Origin of the sequence: Kribbella turkmenica, from assembly GCF_004348725.1 — a bacterium.
Lineage (GTDB): Bacteria > Actinomycetota > Actinomycetes > Propionibacteriales > Kribbellaceae > Kribbella > Kribbella turkmenica.
This window is the reverse complement of record NZ_SMKR01000080.1, coordinates 17,796-32,513: the sequence shown is the minus strand read 5'-3', so window position 1 is coordinate 32,513 and position 14,718 is coordinate 17,796. Positions and strand designations below refer to the sequence as shown.

The following is a 14,718-nucleotide window of genomic DNA, read 5'->3' as shown; positions in this document are numbered from 1 at the left end:
GAGGACGTCGGGGCCACGGTGGGCTCTGCTACCGGCGCCAACCCGTAGCTGGGCAGCTGCGGCGGATCAGGGTCCTGGGCGAGCGCTGCCCCGGTCCCGGTCAGCGTCGCGCCGACCAGGACCAGGACTGCGCTGAGACTGCCTCGACGCATCAAGACACCGCGGTCCTGCGGCGTGTCAGGGCGAGAACGGCGCCGACGGCCACGAAGAGGCCGCCGACGGCGATCAGCGCGGCCGCTCGTCCGTTGTCAGGCGAGGACAGTGCCCCGGTCCCCGACAATCCGGCGTTCACCGAGTCGGGCAGGCCCATCGCCCGCGCCTGGGCCATGAACTTCTGATGATGCTCGGCGATCACCGGTGCGGCATCGGCAGCCGTCTTCTTGACTGCCGCGTCGCTGCCCCGGGCGAGTTCGGTCTCGCCGATTCGCATGGCCTTGGCGTGACCGGCAACCTGCCCGGCCACGAAGATCGCGTCGAACTCCGCGCCGGAGGCGTTGGCCAACCTGGCCTGCAGCGCCCGCTGCTCCGCGTTCGGTGCATCCGGCAACGCGACGTTCTTGGCCGTGGCCACCGCGCGAAGGGCCGAGTCGAGCTTGGTGTGGTCGGTGACGAGCATCGCCCCGAGATCCTTCACCTCCTGGCTCGTGCCCTTCGACTGTGCGAGTTTCCCGGTGGCGATCTCGGCCAGGTTCGACTGGTGAGCGGCGGCCAGGAACGTGCGGTCCGCGTCGTTCAGGGTGGTCGCGGCCCGTACCGGTCCGGCACCGGCCGAGAGCACAGCAGCCGCGGCCAACGCGGTGACGGCCCACCGTCGTACAAGACCCGCTAGCGACGTCATGTCGGTCCTCTCGTTGAAACGAATGGTCGGCGTAGGTACCCGGAAGGAGAGCCTCCAAGCGTCCAGCTCCCTGTGGAACACCGTTGCCGTACCAGTCGGGGACGCGTTCCGGACCGGACGGTTACTCCTTCTTGAGTTTGTCCTGGGCGAGGCCGGCGACCTTCTCGACGGGATTGGGGAGGTCGGTGGTGCCGTAGAAGCGGGCGTCGGGCCGGGTGGGTGGTGGCATCGGGGCCGTGGTGGTCGGGCCGTCGTGGTAGGTGAACTCGCCGTTGCCGTCGGGTGTCGGCCCGGACGCCCAGCTGCCGTCGGCGGCGGCTTGGCCGTCGCTGAAGTTCTGGTACTGGTAGGACACCTCGCGGTACTCGTTGGACTGCGGGAAGTTGCTGGGCACCGGCAGTCCCTCGGCGCCTTCCTCACGAAGCTCCGCGGCCGCGGCCAGCCACATGTTCTGGTGCATGGTGTCGCGGGCGAGCAGGAAGGACAGCAGGTCGCGAACGCCGTGATCGTCGGTCATGTGGTAGAGCCGTGCGACCTGGACCCGGCCCTGCATCTCGGCGTTCGCGTTGGCCTGGAAGTCGGCGAGCAGGTTGCCGCTCGCGGTGATGTAGGTGCCCTGCCACGGGTTGCCCATGCTGTCGACCGGTCGCGCACCGGCGCCGGCCACGATCGCGTGCTGGATGTCGGTGCCGCCGATGACGGCGGCCACCGTCGGGTCGTCCTGAACGGCGTCCTCGGTGATTCCCAGCGGGGCCTTCTCGAGCAGTTGGGCGATCATCGTGGCCAGCATCTCGACGTGGCCGTGTTCCTCGGCGCCGATCCCGAAGACGAGATCGCGGTACTTGCCCGGCGTGTGCATGTTCCAGCCCTGGAACATGTACTGCATCGCGACCGTGATCTCGCCGTACTGGCCGCCGAGAACCTCCTGGAGCTTGCGGGCGTAGACGGCGTCGGGCTTGTCGGGCGTGGCTTTGAACTGGAGTTCCTGGCGGTGAAAGAACACGAGTCCTCCTCTGGTGCATCGGCAGAAGCCCGGAGGTACCCAGTGACGTCGCAAGCACACCCAGCGATCGGAAGTTGTCCATGACGGCAGAGGCAGGCGTGTCCTTCAGTCGTTCAGGACTTGGCAGAAAGTCCGCGGCGCTGCCACGAGGGTTCGCCATCGGGTGTGGCCATAGGCTGTCTGGGCACTGCGGAGGAAGGTTCCTGCCCCGAGCTCGAGCTCGTGTGGCTGCTCAGGACGCGCGCTCGCGCGCGTTGACTTCACCAGCGCGCGACCGTTTACGCGTTCGAGGTGCCGTGACCCCGTCGCCCGGCCTCCCGTGCGTGTTCGGATGCTGTGCCGGCCGCTCGAGAACCACTGGACGGTCGAGAGCCGGCCACGGTCGATACGAGGTCCTGGGCGCGGATCTGGTTGCCGGTGGTGGCGGCGAGGCGCATCGCGGTCTCGGCAGTCGCTGCTGCCGTGCCCGGTGGGATGACGGCCAGGTCGACGCGACCTCCGCCCCTGCCCGACAGGGCGATCAGCAGACCGGGCGGCTGGCTGGCGAAGTAGCCCAGCCGTACGAGTCGTCCGTCGACGGCCAGACGGCGTGGATGGCTCTCCCAGTCGCCGCTGTAGACCATGATCCGGGAAATCGGCCCGTGCAGGGCGTCGATGGCCAGGACGAGGCCGGGGATCTCGGCCACCGGGTCGTTCGAGCGCGGCCACCAGGCACCGTGGAGGAGCTCCCTCGCGGTGTCTGGGCGGAGCCGCAGTCGCGGCGTCGACGGTTCGGTTGCGGAGAAGACCGTCCTGCCGTCGTTGGCGGTGAGCGTCACGACAAGGGCTCGGTTCTCCGGCGGCGAACGAGGCGACGCAGTTGTGTGATCCGGGCAGCGCCGATCGCCGTGGCCACGATGGTCGCGGCGACGCCGGCGATGAACAGGGCCAGGGCCAGCGGCAGGGAGCCGTCCATCCAGAGGAAGTGGACATCGACGCTGCCGGTGTTCTGCAGCATGAAGACGATCAGGATGACGAGACCGGCCGCGGCCGCGCAGATCCCGAACCACGCGGCACTGATTCGCGTACGCGGTGCCCGGGGCGACGACAGCGGTTTCGAGAGTTCGTCGACGGCCGACATCGGCGTGGCTGGTGCCGGTGCCGAAGGTTCGGGCGTGCTGCGAGTGCGTCGAAGTACGGACATGACATTCCCTATGGGAGGGCCGGTGTGGCTGGCAGCCTCAAAACGGGATGTCATCGATTCCGGAACTGTCTTCAACAGTACGCCTGTCTGGACCAGAAAGACATGCCGAACGCCATTCGGGTTGCCCGATCCGTCTCCACCATCACAGCCCACCGCGACCTTCAGGACACCGCGGACTGCGCCCGGCTTCGCCAAGCTGCCGGATCTCCGGAGCACGAGGCGCTCGCAGCGGAATACTTGCCGGACCGACGGCGTTGTCAGTGGTAGATGGGTGTTCCTCGTTCCGTGTAGCAGCGGGCAACGCGATACGGCCTGACAGTGGACTCGCATCCCGGCGTGGCTCGAACAGAGTCCGCTCCTCCCGGTACCAGCGTTAGGCCTCCCGCTGAGTGCAATCCATGATTCTCACCCAGAGGTGAGGCCCTTCCGACGTGATTCGAGGACGCTTTGACAGCCACAGCTGACCTGCTCGACCGACCGGCCAGACGACAAACCAAAGGCAGCGACTTCGCACCGCTGCTCCGCCAGATCAAGGACTCCGGCCTCCTGGAGCGCCGACTCAGCTCTTACCTGGGCTCGATCGCCTTCAACCTCCTGTGCCTGACCGCTGTCGTGGCCGGGCTGATCCTCCTGGGCAACAGCTGGCTGGTCCTGCTGCTCGCCGTACCTGCCGCGGTCTTCACCACCCGCGCCGCGTTCTTCGGCCACGACGCCGGCCATCAACAGATCGGCCGCTCGCGCCTCGTGCACGACGCGATCGGGCAGCTGCACGCAAACCTGCTGCTGGGCATGAGCTACGGCTGGTGGAACAACAAGCACAACCGCCACCACGCCAACCCGAACCACACCGACAAGGACCCCGACGTCGCCGCCGGCGTACTCGTGTGGACACTGGAGCAGGCCGAGGGACGGACGGGCGTGCACGGATGGTTGAGCCGCCACCAGGCACGGATCTTCTTCCCGCTGCTCACCCTCGAAGGCGTAGCCCTGAAGGTCGCCAGCATCACCTACCTGCTCCGCCGGCGTCCCCGGCGCAAGGCCGCGCTCGAGCTCGGGTTGATCGCCGCCCATCTGACCGTGTACTTCGGTGGGCTGCTGCTGGTGATGTCGCCGCACAAGGTCATCGTGTTCGCGATCCTGCACCACGCCCTGTTCGGGCTACACCTGGGCAGCGTGTTCGCGCCGAATCACAAGGGCATGGAGATGCCCGACGCCGAGACTCAGTGGGGTCACCTCGAGAAGCAGGTCCGCACTTCCCGCAACGTCAACGGGCATCCCGTCACCGACTGGATGATGGGCGGCCTGAACTACCAGATCGAACACCACCTCTTCCCGAACATGCCGCGAGCCAACCTGCGCCACGCTCAGGGCGCCGTCCGCGCCTACTGCCAGCACATCGGCGTGCCCTACCTGTCCACCGGCCTCATCGACTCCTACGCTCAAGGACTGCGGCACATGCACCACATCGGCCACCAGTTGCGTCGGCCGACAGCCACCGCCTCCGGCTACTAGAGGTGGCGGGCCGAGGTCGGCCACGAGGTGAACTCGTACATCGAAGAGACAACAGCAAGGCGGCCAAGCAGGCCCCGAACGCTGGCCGGCCGCCGGTCACAGGACGAGACCGGCGCAACTGCTGGCAGCCAGGTCACGACGGATCTGCAGCCCTTGGACGGGTGAAGCAGCGCCGAAACCACTGCTCCGCCCGATCCGCAGGGTGATTGAACCTTCGGGCGTCACGCGTGTGCACTGATGTCGGCGCCGGCGTGCTCACGGGCGCAGTGCGCACAGCAGTACGTCGATCCTTCGGCGACGACGCCGTGTCCGAGGATCCGGCAACCGCAGTGGGCGCAGGTCGGGGCGATGCGGTGCGCCGCACATTCGATCGAGTCGAACACCAACTCCTCGCCGTCCGCGGTACGGACGGTGAACGCCCTCTCATAGTCGTTTCCACACATCACACAGGTAGCCATGCGCCTACTCCATCTCCTGTCGGCTATCAACCTGCGGTGCCCACCGGAGCAGCTGGTCACACCTCATCTTCGGCCTCCAACTACCGCGAGAAGCGCCGCCCAGCACACCTCAGCCGTCGACAGGGCCTCGCTGGGAATCACCTGTTACATCGTCTGTTCGTTACCGAGATCGTCGGCGAGGAAGGTGACGTGACCGGCAACCATCGTGGCGAGGACCGGGAGGTGACGGAGGTCGCTGTTGGACAGCGTGACCGGATCCTCGGCGACCAGCGTGAGGTCTGCGGGATCGCCGGCCTCGAGTGACTCCCGCCCGCCGGCGGCGGCGCGCAACGCGGCACGCAACGGGATGGCCTGCTCGAGATGCCAGGGCGGCCGCTCGTCGTCGGTCCGGTGTACGGCGTCCGCGATCGCGTGCCAGGGATCGGGTTCGGCCACGGGAGCGTCCGATCCGAGTTCGAGCGTGGCGCCGGCGCGGAGCAGCGAGCCGTAGGGGAACGCGGTCGCGGTCCGGTCGTGCCAGTGCCGGTCGGCGACGTCGCGGTCGCTCATGGCGTGCTGGGGCTGGATCGATGTGATCAGACCGGGGCGGGCGAACCGGCGCGCGTCGGCGGGCCGGACGAGTTGGGCGTGCTCGATACGCCCGGCGCACCCGACGCGTTCGAAGGCGTTCAGGGCGATGGTGTTCGCATGGTCGCCGATCGCGTGCACGGCCGGAGCGAGTCCGTTGCTGGATGCAGCCGTCATCAGCGTGACGAGCTCCTCCTCGTCGATCAGCAACAGGCCATGCTGCTCGCCGGCCTTCGCTTCCGGGTACGGATCATGGCAGTACGCCGTTCGCGTGTTGAGCGAACCGTCCGCGACGAGCTTGAACGGTCCGACCTCGATCAGGCCGTGACCGCCCACCAACGCGGCGCCGGTCCGCAGCCCGAGTTCGATCGCCTCGTCGAGCCAGGGCTGCCAGATCGAGGCCTTGACCCGCACCGGCACGGGTCCCTGTTCCGATCGGCGCAGCCAGTCGGCGCGGTTATCGGCGTACTCGAAGTCGATGATCGACGTGATACCGCGGCGTGCGGCGGCGCGGGTTGCCTCGAGCACCCACTGGTCGGCGAGCTCGGTCGGCACGTCCCGCGACAACTCGTAGTTCACCTGGACGGAGTCCTGCTCCCGCAGAACGCCGGTCGCGTGGTCGCGGCCGAGGTGCTGGAGCAGGGCCGGGCTCAGCCAGATCGAATGCAGATCCTGGCTGATCACCGCTACCCGTACGCCGGGCAGCGCCGACTCGAGCAGGTCCTTGTGCGGAGGGCTCGTCCACAGGCCGTCGCGGAATCCGTGGGCCGTCACGAGATCACCGGCGGGCACCGCCGGACGAGTGCGCAGGGCGCCGGCGATCAGGTCGACGGCCTCGGTCGCCGATTGTGCTGCCTGAACGTCGATCCGGCGCCGTCGCTCGGCCCATTGGGCGGTGTGGACGTGGCCGTCGACCAGTCCGGGGAGCAGGGTCGCGCCGCGCTGGTACAACACCTCGTCGCCGGTCCCGGGGGCCAGCTCGCCGATCTCGGCCAGTCGCCCGTCGGCGATCCGGACGTCGGTGATCGGCCCGCCGGGACCCAGCCGGACCTGTCGCAGGACGATCGGCTTCGCGGTCTCGAGTTGCGCGGTCACCGGCCGACTCCGTAGGACCGCATCGTCGCGGCGAGCTCCGGATTGCCGTGCACCGCGTCGGCGTCGAGTCCGCGCAGGACACCGGCTTGATCGGCGAGCGGCTTGTCCTGGCTCAGCTTCGCCTTCGCGTCGATCCGCGAAGGAGCCAGCCGGAACCCGGTCGTGTGCGGCGCGAGTTGCCGCGCGTAGTCCGTCACCTCGCCGAGCCTGAACGGCGTCGGCCGGGCCTGCTCGTAGTGGTCGACGGTCCGGCTCAGGACGTCGTACGTCTCGTCCGCCGACAGCAGCTCCGGGCGGCCGTGGAGATGACAGACCACGAAATTCCAGGTGGGGACGTAGGGCCCGCCGACGTACCAGTCCGGCGTGACGTAGCCGTGCGGGCCCTGGACGATGACGACGACGTCGTGCCGGCCCAGCTCGTGGGTCTCGGCGTCGGCGCGGGCGAGGTGGCCGACGACGGTCAGGCGGGCTGCATCGCCCTCGGTCAGGATCGGGGCGTGCGAGACCACCAGCCCGGTCGGAAGGTGGCTGACGAGCGTGACCCAGGAATGACGGGTGACGAGGTCCTGGATGCGGGCGGCGTCGGTGAGGGCGTAAGCGGGGTTCTCCAGCATGCTGGAAACGGTAGGTTTCGGTCGCGGGGCCCGGCTTTGTCGGCGGGCAACGAATGTCGGCGGGCCGTTGTCGGAGACGACAGAGCAGCCGACTGGTCAGTCGATCAGGCGCAGCAGTCGCAACTGGAGCCAGGTGGCGAGGATCTCGTCGCCGTCCTCCAGCGACAGGTCGAACATCGTCTCGATCCGCCGGATCCGGTACCGCATCGTGTTCTCGTGGATGTTGAGCGCCTGGGCCGCCCGGACCGCGTCGCCGAACGAACTGAGGTAGGTGAGCAGGCTCTCGGCGTACTCCGTTCCGTGCAGCCGATCGTGTTCGCGGATCGCGCGCACCGGGCCGAGTAACTGGCTCTCGACGGCGGCGCCCTGGTTGGCCACGGTGCGCAGGACGACCTCGGTGCGTACCTGTTCGACGCTCGCCACCCGGGCCGACGGCTCGCTACGCGACATCCGGCCGCTGAGCACCGCCAGGACCCGGTCGGCCATCGCCCGCGACTCGGGAACGTCGGCCAGCGCCGCGGCGCACGAGCCGATGCCGACCAGGACGTCGAGATGCCCGGAGCGCTGGATCGTGGCAGCCAGGTCCTGGGCCAGCTTGAGCAGCCGCGGCGACGGCTCGTCGACGGTCCGGCTCGGGAGCAGCGCGTACACGACGCCGGAATCCGTGACGCACAAGGCACTCGAGTGCCACGCCTCGCAGTACAGCGTGACCAGGTCGACGATCCGCGAGGCCGCGAGGATCGGCTCGACGTTGTCCCCGACAGGCGCGATCACCAGGACGACGCTCGGTGTGTCCGGCTTGATACCCAGCTGGACCGCCGCGCTGCGCGGAGCGACCGCGCCGTCGAGCAGCAGGCGAAGCGCCTCGGTCCGCCGTGCGCGCTCGGGGTCGCGCTGGCCCCGGGCACGCAGCAGATGCAGCGTCGTCGCCCGGGCGGCGTCGGCGAGGACGAGCTCGGCGCGGGCCACGACGGGGGGCCGGTCGGTGAGGACCCAGATCAGTCCGAGGGCCTCGGACCCGGCACGGACGGCGATCGCCATCCGGCTCGCGTACTCGGGGGACGGGCTCTCGAAGTACACCGGGCTCTCCGACCGCAGGACCGCCTGGTACTCCTCGTAGTTCGTCGGCCGGTCCGGGGTCTGGCGGCCGAGGATGCCGAGCCGGCGGATCTCGTCGATGTCCTGGTGCGGGAGGTTCGAGTAGGCGATCACCCGGCCGGTGGGGTCCTCGATCGTGATCGCGCCGCCGACCGAGGACGCGATCGCGTTCGCCAGCGCGAAGAGGTCGCCGAGCCCGATCGCGGCGAACCGGTCGGTGTCGCCCGAGAACGCCGGCTTCTTGCTCGAGCTGATCAACGCGTCGAGGTGCCGCCACGCCATCTCGTCCGGCGTGGTGAGCAGGGCGACCCTGGTCTCGTCGGCGACCTGCGTGAGGCGGACGAGATCGTCGCCGAACGCCTTGACGACCACCGCGCGATAGCCGGCGGCTGCCGCGCCGCGCACGGTCTCGATGGCTTGGCGGTGCGTCGCCGGGTTACCGGTCAGCAGGAGGATGCCGGACTCGGCCGCGGGCAACGGCTCGCCCGGTCCGTGCAGCACGACCTCGCCGACGTGGTCCGGCAACCTGCCGCCGTCCGTGATCACGTGCAGGGCGTGCCGGCCCAGGGTGTCGATGACGCCGCCCAGTGTCCGCTCCGGGGCATCCGCCGGCGGTTCGACGGGCACGACAAAGGTCGCCGACGGGATCGACGACTCCGGGCTGGACCGACCGTGCATACAGCGAGAATAGACCTCCTGCGTGAGATCGCTTTGTCGGATCCGACAAAGCGAGCGTCCGATCTCGTGGCTCAGGCCAAGGCTCGACGGCGCGGTGCCGACCCACCATGAGAGACCCGTCCGGACAACCGAGGAGGCGACCCGGGTGCTGCCCGCGTGGTTGCAAGCCGAGCTGGAATCCGTCCCGGAGATCGCGGTCTTCAGCACGGCCGACGAACTGGTCGACGAGCTGACCCGGCTCCATGATCTGTACCCCGGCGTCACGTCGTTGCGCCGCGTCGGGACGTCCCGGCTCGGCGATCCGTTGCTGTGCCTGACCATCGGATCGGCGGGGGAGGAGGCTCTGGTCTTCGGGTTGCCGCACCCGAACGAGCCGATCGGAGGCCTGACCGCGCTGCACCTGGCGGGCCGCCTGTGCGAGGACCAGGAACTGCGCGAGCGGCTGGGCCACCGCTGGCACGTCGTCGCCTGCATCGACCCGGACGGCCTGCGGCTGAACGAGGGCTGGCTGAAGGGCCCGTTCACCCGCGAGCACTACGCGCGGAACTTCTACCGCCCGGCGGGTGACGAGCAGGTCGAATGGACCTTCCCGCTGGACTACGAGACGGCGTACTTCGACGAGGTGCTGCCGGAGACGGCTGCGCTGATGCGGCTGATCGACCAGTTGCGCCCCGCGTTGATGTGCTCCCTGCACAACACCGAGGTCGGCGGCGCGTACTACTACCTGTCGCGGCCGGAGCCGGAGTTGCACGGCGTACTGCAGGAGATCCCCGAGCGGCTGGGACTGAGCCTGGATCGCGGTGAGCCGGAGTCGCCGTCGATGGTGCGGTTCGCCGACGGGATCTTCAGGATGCCGGACATCGAGACGTTGTACGACTACTACGTCGAGCACGGCGACCCGTTGCCGGAGCGCTTCGGCGGGAACAGCAGCCATTCGTACGCCCGCTCGTACGGCACCCTGACCCTGTTGAGCGAGCTGCCGCACTGGGACGACGCCCGCGTCGGCGACCCGTCACCGACGACGACGTCGTACGCCGACGCGCTGCGGGAGCAGGCCGCCGGGTTGCGCGACCTGGTCGGCTGGATGGCGAAGATCCTGACGGCGACCGGCGACGACCTGACCCCGGCGTCGGCGTTCGTCCGCGCGAGCCGGTTCTACGCCCGCGCGCTCGCGCCGACGCCGGACGGTATCGAGAAGCGCGCGGCCGAACCCGAATCCCAACGCCCGGCCACGGTTGCCGAGCTGGCGGCGTTGTGGGACTCCGTGCACATGTTCCGGTTGCGCTACGCGGGGATGTTGCTCAGGGCCCTGGAGGCGGAGATCGGGATCGGCAACGCGACACCGGCGATCCGTACGGCGAGAGCGAGCCTCGGCACGCAGTACGACGCCTGGATCGCCGAGGAGAGCGAGACCGCGTCGATGGTGCAGATCCCGATCCGTTCGCTGGTCGCCTCCCAGTACGCCGCGCTGGCCGCGACCGCCGACCACCTCAGCCTGGAGCGGTCGCGTGGTCGTTAGCCCGCGGATCGAGCAGCTGCGGCGCGACCTCGCCGACGGTCCGGTCGGTGGTGTGCTGGCGCGGTTCTGGGCGGAGGTCGCGCTGGTCGGTACGCCGCTCGTCGAGCCGTACGACGACGAATGCCGGCTGGTGACGTTCGTGTGGAAGCAGGACCAGCCCGTCGAACGGGTCGTGGTGATCGGCGGTCCGGCACTGTGGTGGGAGATCCCCGACAACCAGCTGGAACGGCTGGACGGTACGAACGTCTGGTTCCGGACCTACCTGGTGGGTGCCGATCACCGCGGCCGGTACGTTCTCTCGCCGGACGATTCCCTGCAACCGTTGGCGGCCGCCGGCACGCCGGCCGCGGTCGAGCGGGCGGCGGCCTTCCGCCCCGATCCGTTCAATCGCACCCCCTTCACGCTGCCGGGCATCGAGAACGATCCGGGCAGCCCTCCGCAGTACTTCTCCACCTTCGCGCTGGACCAGGCCACGCCGCGGTGCTTCGCCGAGCCACGACCGGACGTACCACGAGGCGCGGTGCGGGAGGCGATGTTCGCGAGCGAAGTACTCGGGAACGAGCGGAAGGTCTGGCTCTGGGAGTCGGCCGTCGACACCTCGGAGCCGGCGCTGCTCGTCCTGCTGGATGGCCGGGACTGGACCGAGGTGCTGCCGATCTTCCCGACCCTCGACAACCTCGTCGCGGAGGGCCTGCTGCCACCGATGGTCGCCGTACTGCCGGACAGCATCGACTTCGCGACCCGGGCTCGCGAGCTTCCGTGCCACGAGGGCTTCGCGCACTTCCTCGCCGAGGAGTTGTTGCCGTGGGCGCGGAGGCGAACCGGAGCGACGGCGGATCCGCGGCGGATCGTGGTCGCGGGCAAGAGCTACGGCGGGCTGGCCTCGGTGTTCGCGGGTCTGCGCAGACCGGACGTGTTCGGGAACGTGATCGCGCAGTCGGGTTCGTTCTGGTGGAGTCCGCCGGACGACGAGGCCGGGTGGCTGATTCGGCAGGTCGACCAGCGCGTGCCGGTCCGCTTCTGCCTGGACGTCGGTCAGCAGGAGGGCGACTGGATGATCCCGCAGACCAAGCGGCTTGCCGCGGCGCTCGGTCAGTACGCCGACGAGGTGCTGTACCGGGAGTACAACGGGGGACACGACCTGAACTGCTGGCTGGCCGAGCTACCCGTCGAACTGCGGTGGGCGCTCGAGCCCTAGGCCCACCAGTCCCGTCCGTCGATCGTTCCCACGCGAAGCTCGTCGTCCCACCGGAAGATCTCGCGGCCCTGCTGGTAGGCGATCTCGACCCGCTGCATCGGGTCGAGCGGGTCACCGGACCAGATGCACAGGTCGGCATCCTTGCCCGGGGCCAGTGAACCCAGCCGGTCGGCGATCCCGAGGGCGCGGGCCGGGTTGAGCGTGACGGCGCGCAGGGCGAGCTCACGATCCAGGCCCTCGCGGACGGCGTACGCGGCCTGGACGATCAGCAGGTTCGCCGGGATCACCGGATGGTCGGTCACCAGCGACAGCTCGACGCCCGCTTCTGCGAGCAGCCGGGCGGTGCGGAACGCCCGGTGGCGGAGCTCCACCTTTCCCCGGCCGACGATCAGCGGGCCGAGCAGGACCGGGATGTTGCGCTCGGCAAGAACGTCGGCGACGAGGTGGCCCTCCGTACCGTGGTCGATCACCAGGTCGTAGCCGAACTCCTCGGACAGCCGGATCGCGGTGAGGATGTCGTCGGCGCGATGACAGTGCTGGCGCCACGGGATCTCCCGTCGCAGTACTCGCCCGAGCGCCTCCTTGCCGAGGTCGATCGACGGCCCGTGGGCAGGATCGGCGGATCGGCGCTCGTGGTACTCACGAGCCTCCGCGAGTGCCTGCCGGATCACCGCGGCGATCCCCATCCGCGTCGCCGGCAGCCGGCCGGCGTCGCCGTGGTACCGCTTCGGGTTCTCGCCGAGCGCGGACTTCATCCCGGCCGGGGAGCGCAGTACCCGGTGGTCCACCACGCGGCCTGTGCAGCGGACCGCCACGGTCTCGCCGGCGATCGGGTTGCACGAGCCGGGGTTGATCCCGACGGCGAGCACGCCACCGCCGATCGCGTCGCGGAATCCCTCGTCCGCGGGGTTGATCGCGTCCAGCGCCCGCAGGTGCGCGGTCACCGGGGTGGTCGCCTCGTCGTGGTCGTCGCCGGCCCACCCCTCGCCCTCCTCGAGCGTGCCCATGTGCGTGTGCGCGTCGATCAGCCCCGGCAGCACCCACCGGCCGCGGGCGTCGACGATCGCTGCCCCCTCGGGTACGGCGACGGTGGCGCCGACGTCGGCGATCCGCCCTTCGTCGACGAGGACCGTACCGCCGGGGATCGCGGGTCCTTCGATCGGGACCACGGTGCCGCCGTGGATCGCGAGCATCGTCATGCCCCGCATCCTGTCCGGCGCCGCCGGGTTCGACGCTGTCGATCTCGACAACATCGGCGGGATGTTTCTGAGCTGTCCGATAAGGCTGCGTGTTCGCGGTCACGCCCAGGATGGATGCGACCGATCCCCTGGGAGGCCCCTGATGACCGGAATCCCCGCCAGTTCCGTACGTCGTACGCGACCCGGGCAGCGCCGCGTGGCCGCCGCACTCGCGGCCGTCTCGATGGTGGTGGTCGCTGCCTGCGCCGGGCAGAGTTCCGCGACCGACGGGGACCAGACGTTCTCCGTGGGCATCCCCACCTTCTTCGTGCAGAACCTGACACCGGGTAGCTCGGGCAGCAGCTATGTCGACTACGCGATCTGGTCGCCGCTGACCAGGGTCGACGGACAGAGCGGGAAGCTCGAGATGCTGGTGGCCGAATCGATCGAGTCCACCGACAACGTCAATTGGACGGTGAAACTCAAGTCCGGCTGGACGTTCCACGACGGCAGCCCGGTGACCGCGCAGTCGTTCGCGGACTCGTGGAACGCGACCGCCCTCGGCGCCAACGCGCTCACCGGCAACGCCTCGATGGCGATCCTGGCCGGCTACGCCGCGATGAACCCGCCGAAGGGCAAGCCGGCGGCCAAGGAACTGTCCGGCGTCAAGGTCGTCGACGACTCGACTCTGACGGTCACGCTCGCCGAGCCCAACGCGCTGCTGCCGTACATCCTCTCCGCGACGGCCTTCGCGCCGCTCCCGTCCGGCGCGACGAAGGACCTGAAGAAGTTCGGCACGCACCCGATCGGCAACGGGCCGTTCAAGACCAGTGGCTGGGACACCGGTGCGCAGGACATCAAGCTCGAGCGGTACGACGGCTACGCCGGCACCAAGGCGACCGCAGCCGAGGTCGACCTGCACGTCTACCAGCAGACCGGCGCGATCTACACCGACTTCCAGGCCGGCACGATCGACCTGGCGCTCCTCGACGGGGCCGACCTGTCCAAGGCCAAGAAAGACACCCCGGAACAGGTCGTCGACGTCCAGTACCCGGCCGTCGTGTACCTGAGCTTCCCGCTGTACGACAGCCGGTTCGCGAACCCGCAACTCCGCACGGCGATCTCGATGGCGATCGACCGGGAGGCGATCGTGAAGTCGCTGCTGGCCGGCAACGCCAAGACCGCCACCGGACTCGCGCCACCGACGCTCACCGGCGGGGGTGAGGCGAAGTGTGACGGGTGCGCCTACGACCCGCAGCAGGCCAAGGCGGCTCTGCAGGCAGCCGGCGGGTGGAACGGCCCGATGACGCTCTACACCTATCAGGACCCGACCAACGAGAAGGTGCTGCAGGCTATCGCGAACCAGCTTCGCACGAACCTCGGCATCGAGAAGGTCACCTTCGAGGCGCAGCCGATCGCGCAGCTGTACGAGGGGTTCGCGGGCAAGTCGATCAAGGGCCCCAGCCTGCTGTACTCGGGCTCGCCGTACCCCCATATCTACGCGATGGCCGACCAGATGTTCTCCACCGGCGCCCCGCTCAACGTCACCGGCTACGACTCCAAGTCCTTCGCCGGGTCGCTGGCGCGGGCCGCATCGAGCAAGGACCCGAACTCGACGACCACGTTCGCGAAGCAGGCTGCGGACCAGGCGCTCGCGGACCTGCCGGTGGCTCCGTTGTACTGGCCGCTGGGCGGGCTGGTGCATTCCGACAAGTTGAGCGGGGTGGTACCGGAGGTGCTGGGCGGCGCCCGGCTGTCGGTCGTCAAGGCCGGCTGA

At 69.3% G+C, this 14,718-nt stretch carries 13 protein-coding genes; 4 read left to right on the top strand and 9 right to left on the bottom strand.

From position 1 onward, the window contains the following. Positions 1 to 151 precede the first annotated feature (151 nt). The 4 genes from E1218_RS19145 to E1218_RS19130 form a co-directional block, all read right to left on the bottom strand. A complete protein-coding gene (locus E1218_RS19145) occupies positions 152 to 838 on the bottom strand; it encodes a DUF4142 domain-containing protein (protein ID WP_132322019.1) in 687 nt (228 codons plus the stop codon). A gap of 121 nt (positions 839 to 959) precedes the next feature. Beyond that, on the bottom strand, positions 960 to 1,841 hold the full coding sequence (locus E1218_RS19140; protein ID WP_132322017.1) for a manganese catalase family protein: 882 nt from the start codon (positions 1,839 to 1,841) through the stop codon (positions 960 to 962). Positions 1,842 to 2,119: 278 nt separating this feature from the next. Then, positions 2,120 to 2,659, bottom strand: a complete 540-nt coding sequence (locus tag E1218_RS19135) for a DUF5994 family protein (RefSeq protein ID WP_132322015.1) — start codon at positions 2,657 to 2,659, stop codon at positions 2,120 to 2,122. Beyond that, on the bottom strand, positions 2,656 to 3,219 hold the full coding sequence (locus tag E1218_RS19130; protein ID WP_165949328.1) for a LapA family protein: 564 nt from the start codon (positions 3,217 to 3,219) through the stop codon (positions 2,656 to 2,658). The genes E1218_RS19135 and E1218_RS19130 overlap by 4 nt, the downstream gene beginning before the upstream one ends. Before the next feature lie 252 nt (positions 3,220 to 3,471). On the opposite strand from E1218_RS19130, the gene E1218_RS19125 reads away from it, so the two are divergent. After that, the gene (locus E1218_RS19125; protein ID WP_132322011.1) at positions 3,472 to 4,536 is read left to right on the top strand and encodes a fatty acid desaturase family protein; all 1,065 of its coding nucleotides are present in this window, start codon (positions 3,472 to 3,474) and stop codon (positions 4,534 to 4,536) included. A 221-nt stretch (positions 4,537 to 4,757) separates the two neighbouring features. Here the strand turns inward: E1218_RS19125 and E1218_RS19120 are convergent, their stop codons facing one another. The 4 genes from E1218_RS19120 to E1218_RS19105 form a co-directional block, all read right to left on the bottom strand. Further along, positions 4,758 to 4,994: a hypothetical protein gene (locus E1218_RS19120; protein ID WP_132322009.1), complete on the bottom strand. Its 237-nt coding sequence runs from the start codon at positions 4,992 to 4,994 to the stop codon at positions 4,758 to 4,760. A 144-nt stretch (positions 4,995 to 5,138) separates the two neighbouring features. After that, positions 5,139 to 6,656, bottom strand: coding sequence for an amidohydrolase (locus E1218_RS19115; protein ID WP_132322007.1), 1,518 nt, complete (start codon positions 6,654 to 6,656; stop codon positions 5,139 to 5,141). Further along, the gene (locus tag E1218_RS19110) at positions 6,653 to 7,270 is read right to left on the bottom strand and encodes an FMN-binding negative transcriptional regulator (protein ID WP_132322005.1); all 618 of its coding nucleotides are present in this window, start codon (positions 7,268 to 7,270) and stop codon (positions 6,653 to 6,655) included. The genes E1218_RS19115 and E1218_RS19110 overlap by 4 nt, the downstream gene beginning before the upstream one ends. Positions 7,271 to 7,366: 96 nt before the next feature. After that, on the bottom strand, positions 7,367 to 9,046 hold the full coding sequence (locus tag E1218_RS19105) for a PucR family transcriptional regulator (RefSeq protein ID WP_132322003.1): 1,680 nt from the start codon (positions 9,044 to 9,046) through the stop codon (positions 7,367 to 7,369). 145 nt (positions 9,047 to 9,191) lie between these two features. On the opposite strand from E1218_RS19105, the gene E1218_RS19100 reads away from it, so the two are divergent. Together E1218_RS19100 and fes are read left to right on the top strand one after the other, a co-directional pair. Continuing rightward, the gene (locus tag E1218_RS19100) at positions 9,192 to 10,565 is read left to right on the top strand and encodes a M14 family zinc carboxypeptidase (RefSeq protein WP_132322021.1); all 1,374 of its coding nucleotides are present in this window, start codon (positions 9,192 to 9,194) and stop codon (positions 10,563 to 10,565) included. Beyond that, complete coding sequence (gene fes, locus E1218_RS19095) at positions 10,555 to 11,763, top strand: enterochelin esterase (RefSeq protein WP_132322001.1); 1,209 nt, start codon at positions 10,555 to 10,557, stop codon at positions 11,761 to 11,763. The genes E1218_RS19100 and fes overlap by 11 nt, the downstream gene beginning before the upstream one ends. Here fes and E1218_RS19090 read toward each other — a convergent pair. Next, positions 11,760 to 12,962 (bottom strand): amidohydrolase, encoded by a 1,203-nt coding sequence (locus tag E1218_RS19090; protein WP_132321999.1) that lies wholly within the window; start codon positions 12,960 to 12,962, stop codon positions 11,760 to 11,762. The genes fes and E1218_RS19090 overlap by 4 nt on opposite strands. Positions 12,963 to 13,104: 142 nt before the next feature. On the opposite strand from E1218_RS19090, the gene E1218_RS19085 reads away from it, so the two are divergent. Next, a complete protein-coding gene (locus E1218_RS19085; RefSeq protein WP_165949327.1) occupies positions 13,105 to 14,718 on the top strand; it encodes a peptide ABC transporter substrate-binding protein in 1,614 nt (537 codons plus the stop codon).

What these genes read in the sequence shown, in the direction of transcription:
- E1218_RS19105 (WP_132322003.1), bottom strand. Translation starts at nt 9,046, where the DNA reads ATGCACGGTCGGTCCAGCCCGGAGTCGTCGATCCCGTCGGCGACCTTT.
- E1218_RS19110 (WP_132322005.1), bottom strand. Translation starts at nt 7,270, where the DNA reads ATGCTGGAGAACCCCGCTTACGCCCTCACCGACGCCGCCCGCATCCAG.
- E1218_RS19145 (WP_132322019.1), bottom strand. Translation starts at nt 838, where the DNA reads ATGACGTCGCTAGCGGGTCTTGTACGACGGTGGGCCGTCACCGCGTTG.
- E1218_RS19120 (WP_132322009.1), bottom strand. Translation starts at nt 4,994, where the DNA reads ATGGCTACCTGTGTGATGTGTGGAAACGACTATGAGAGGGCGTTCACC.
- E1218_RS19085 (WP_165949327.1), top strand. Translation starts at nt 13,105, where the DNA reads ATGACCGGAATCCCCGCCAGTTCCGTACGTCGTACGCGACCCGGGCAG.
- E1218_RS19090 (WP_132321999.1), bottom strand. Translation starts at nt 12,962, where the DNA reads ATGACGATGCTCGCGATCCACGGCGGCACCGTGGTCCCGATCGAAGGA.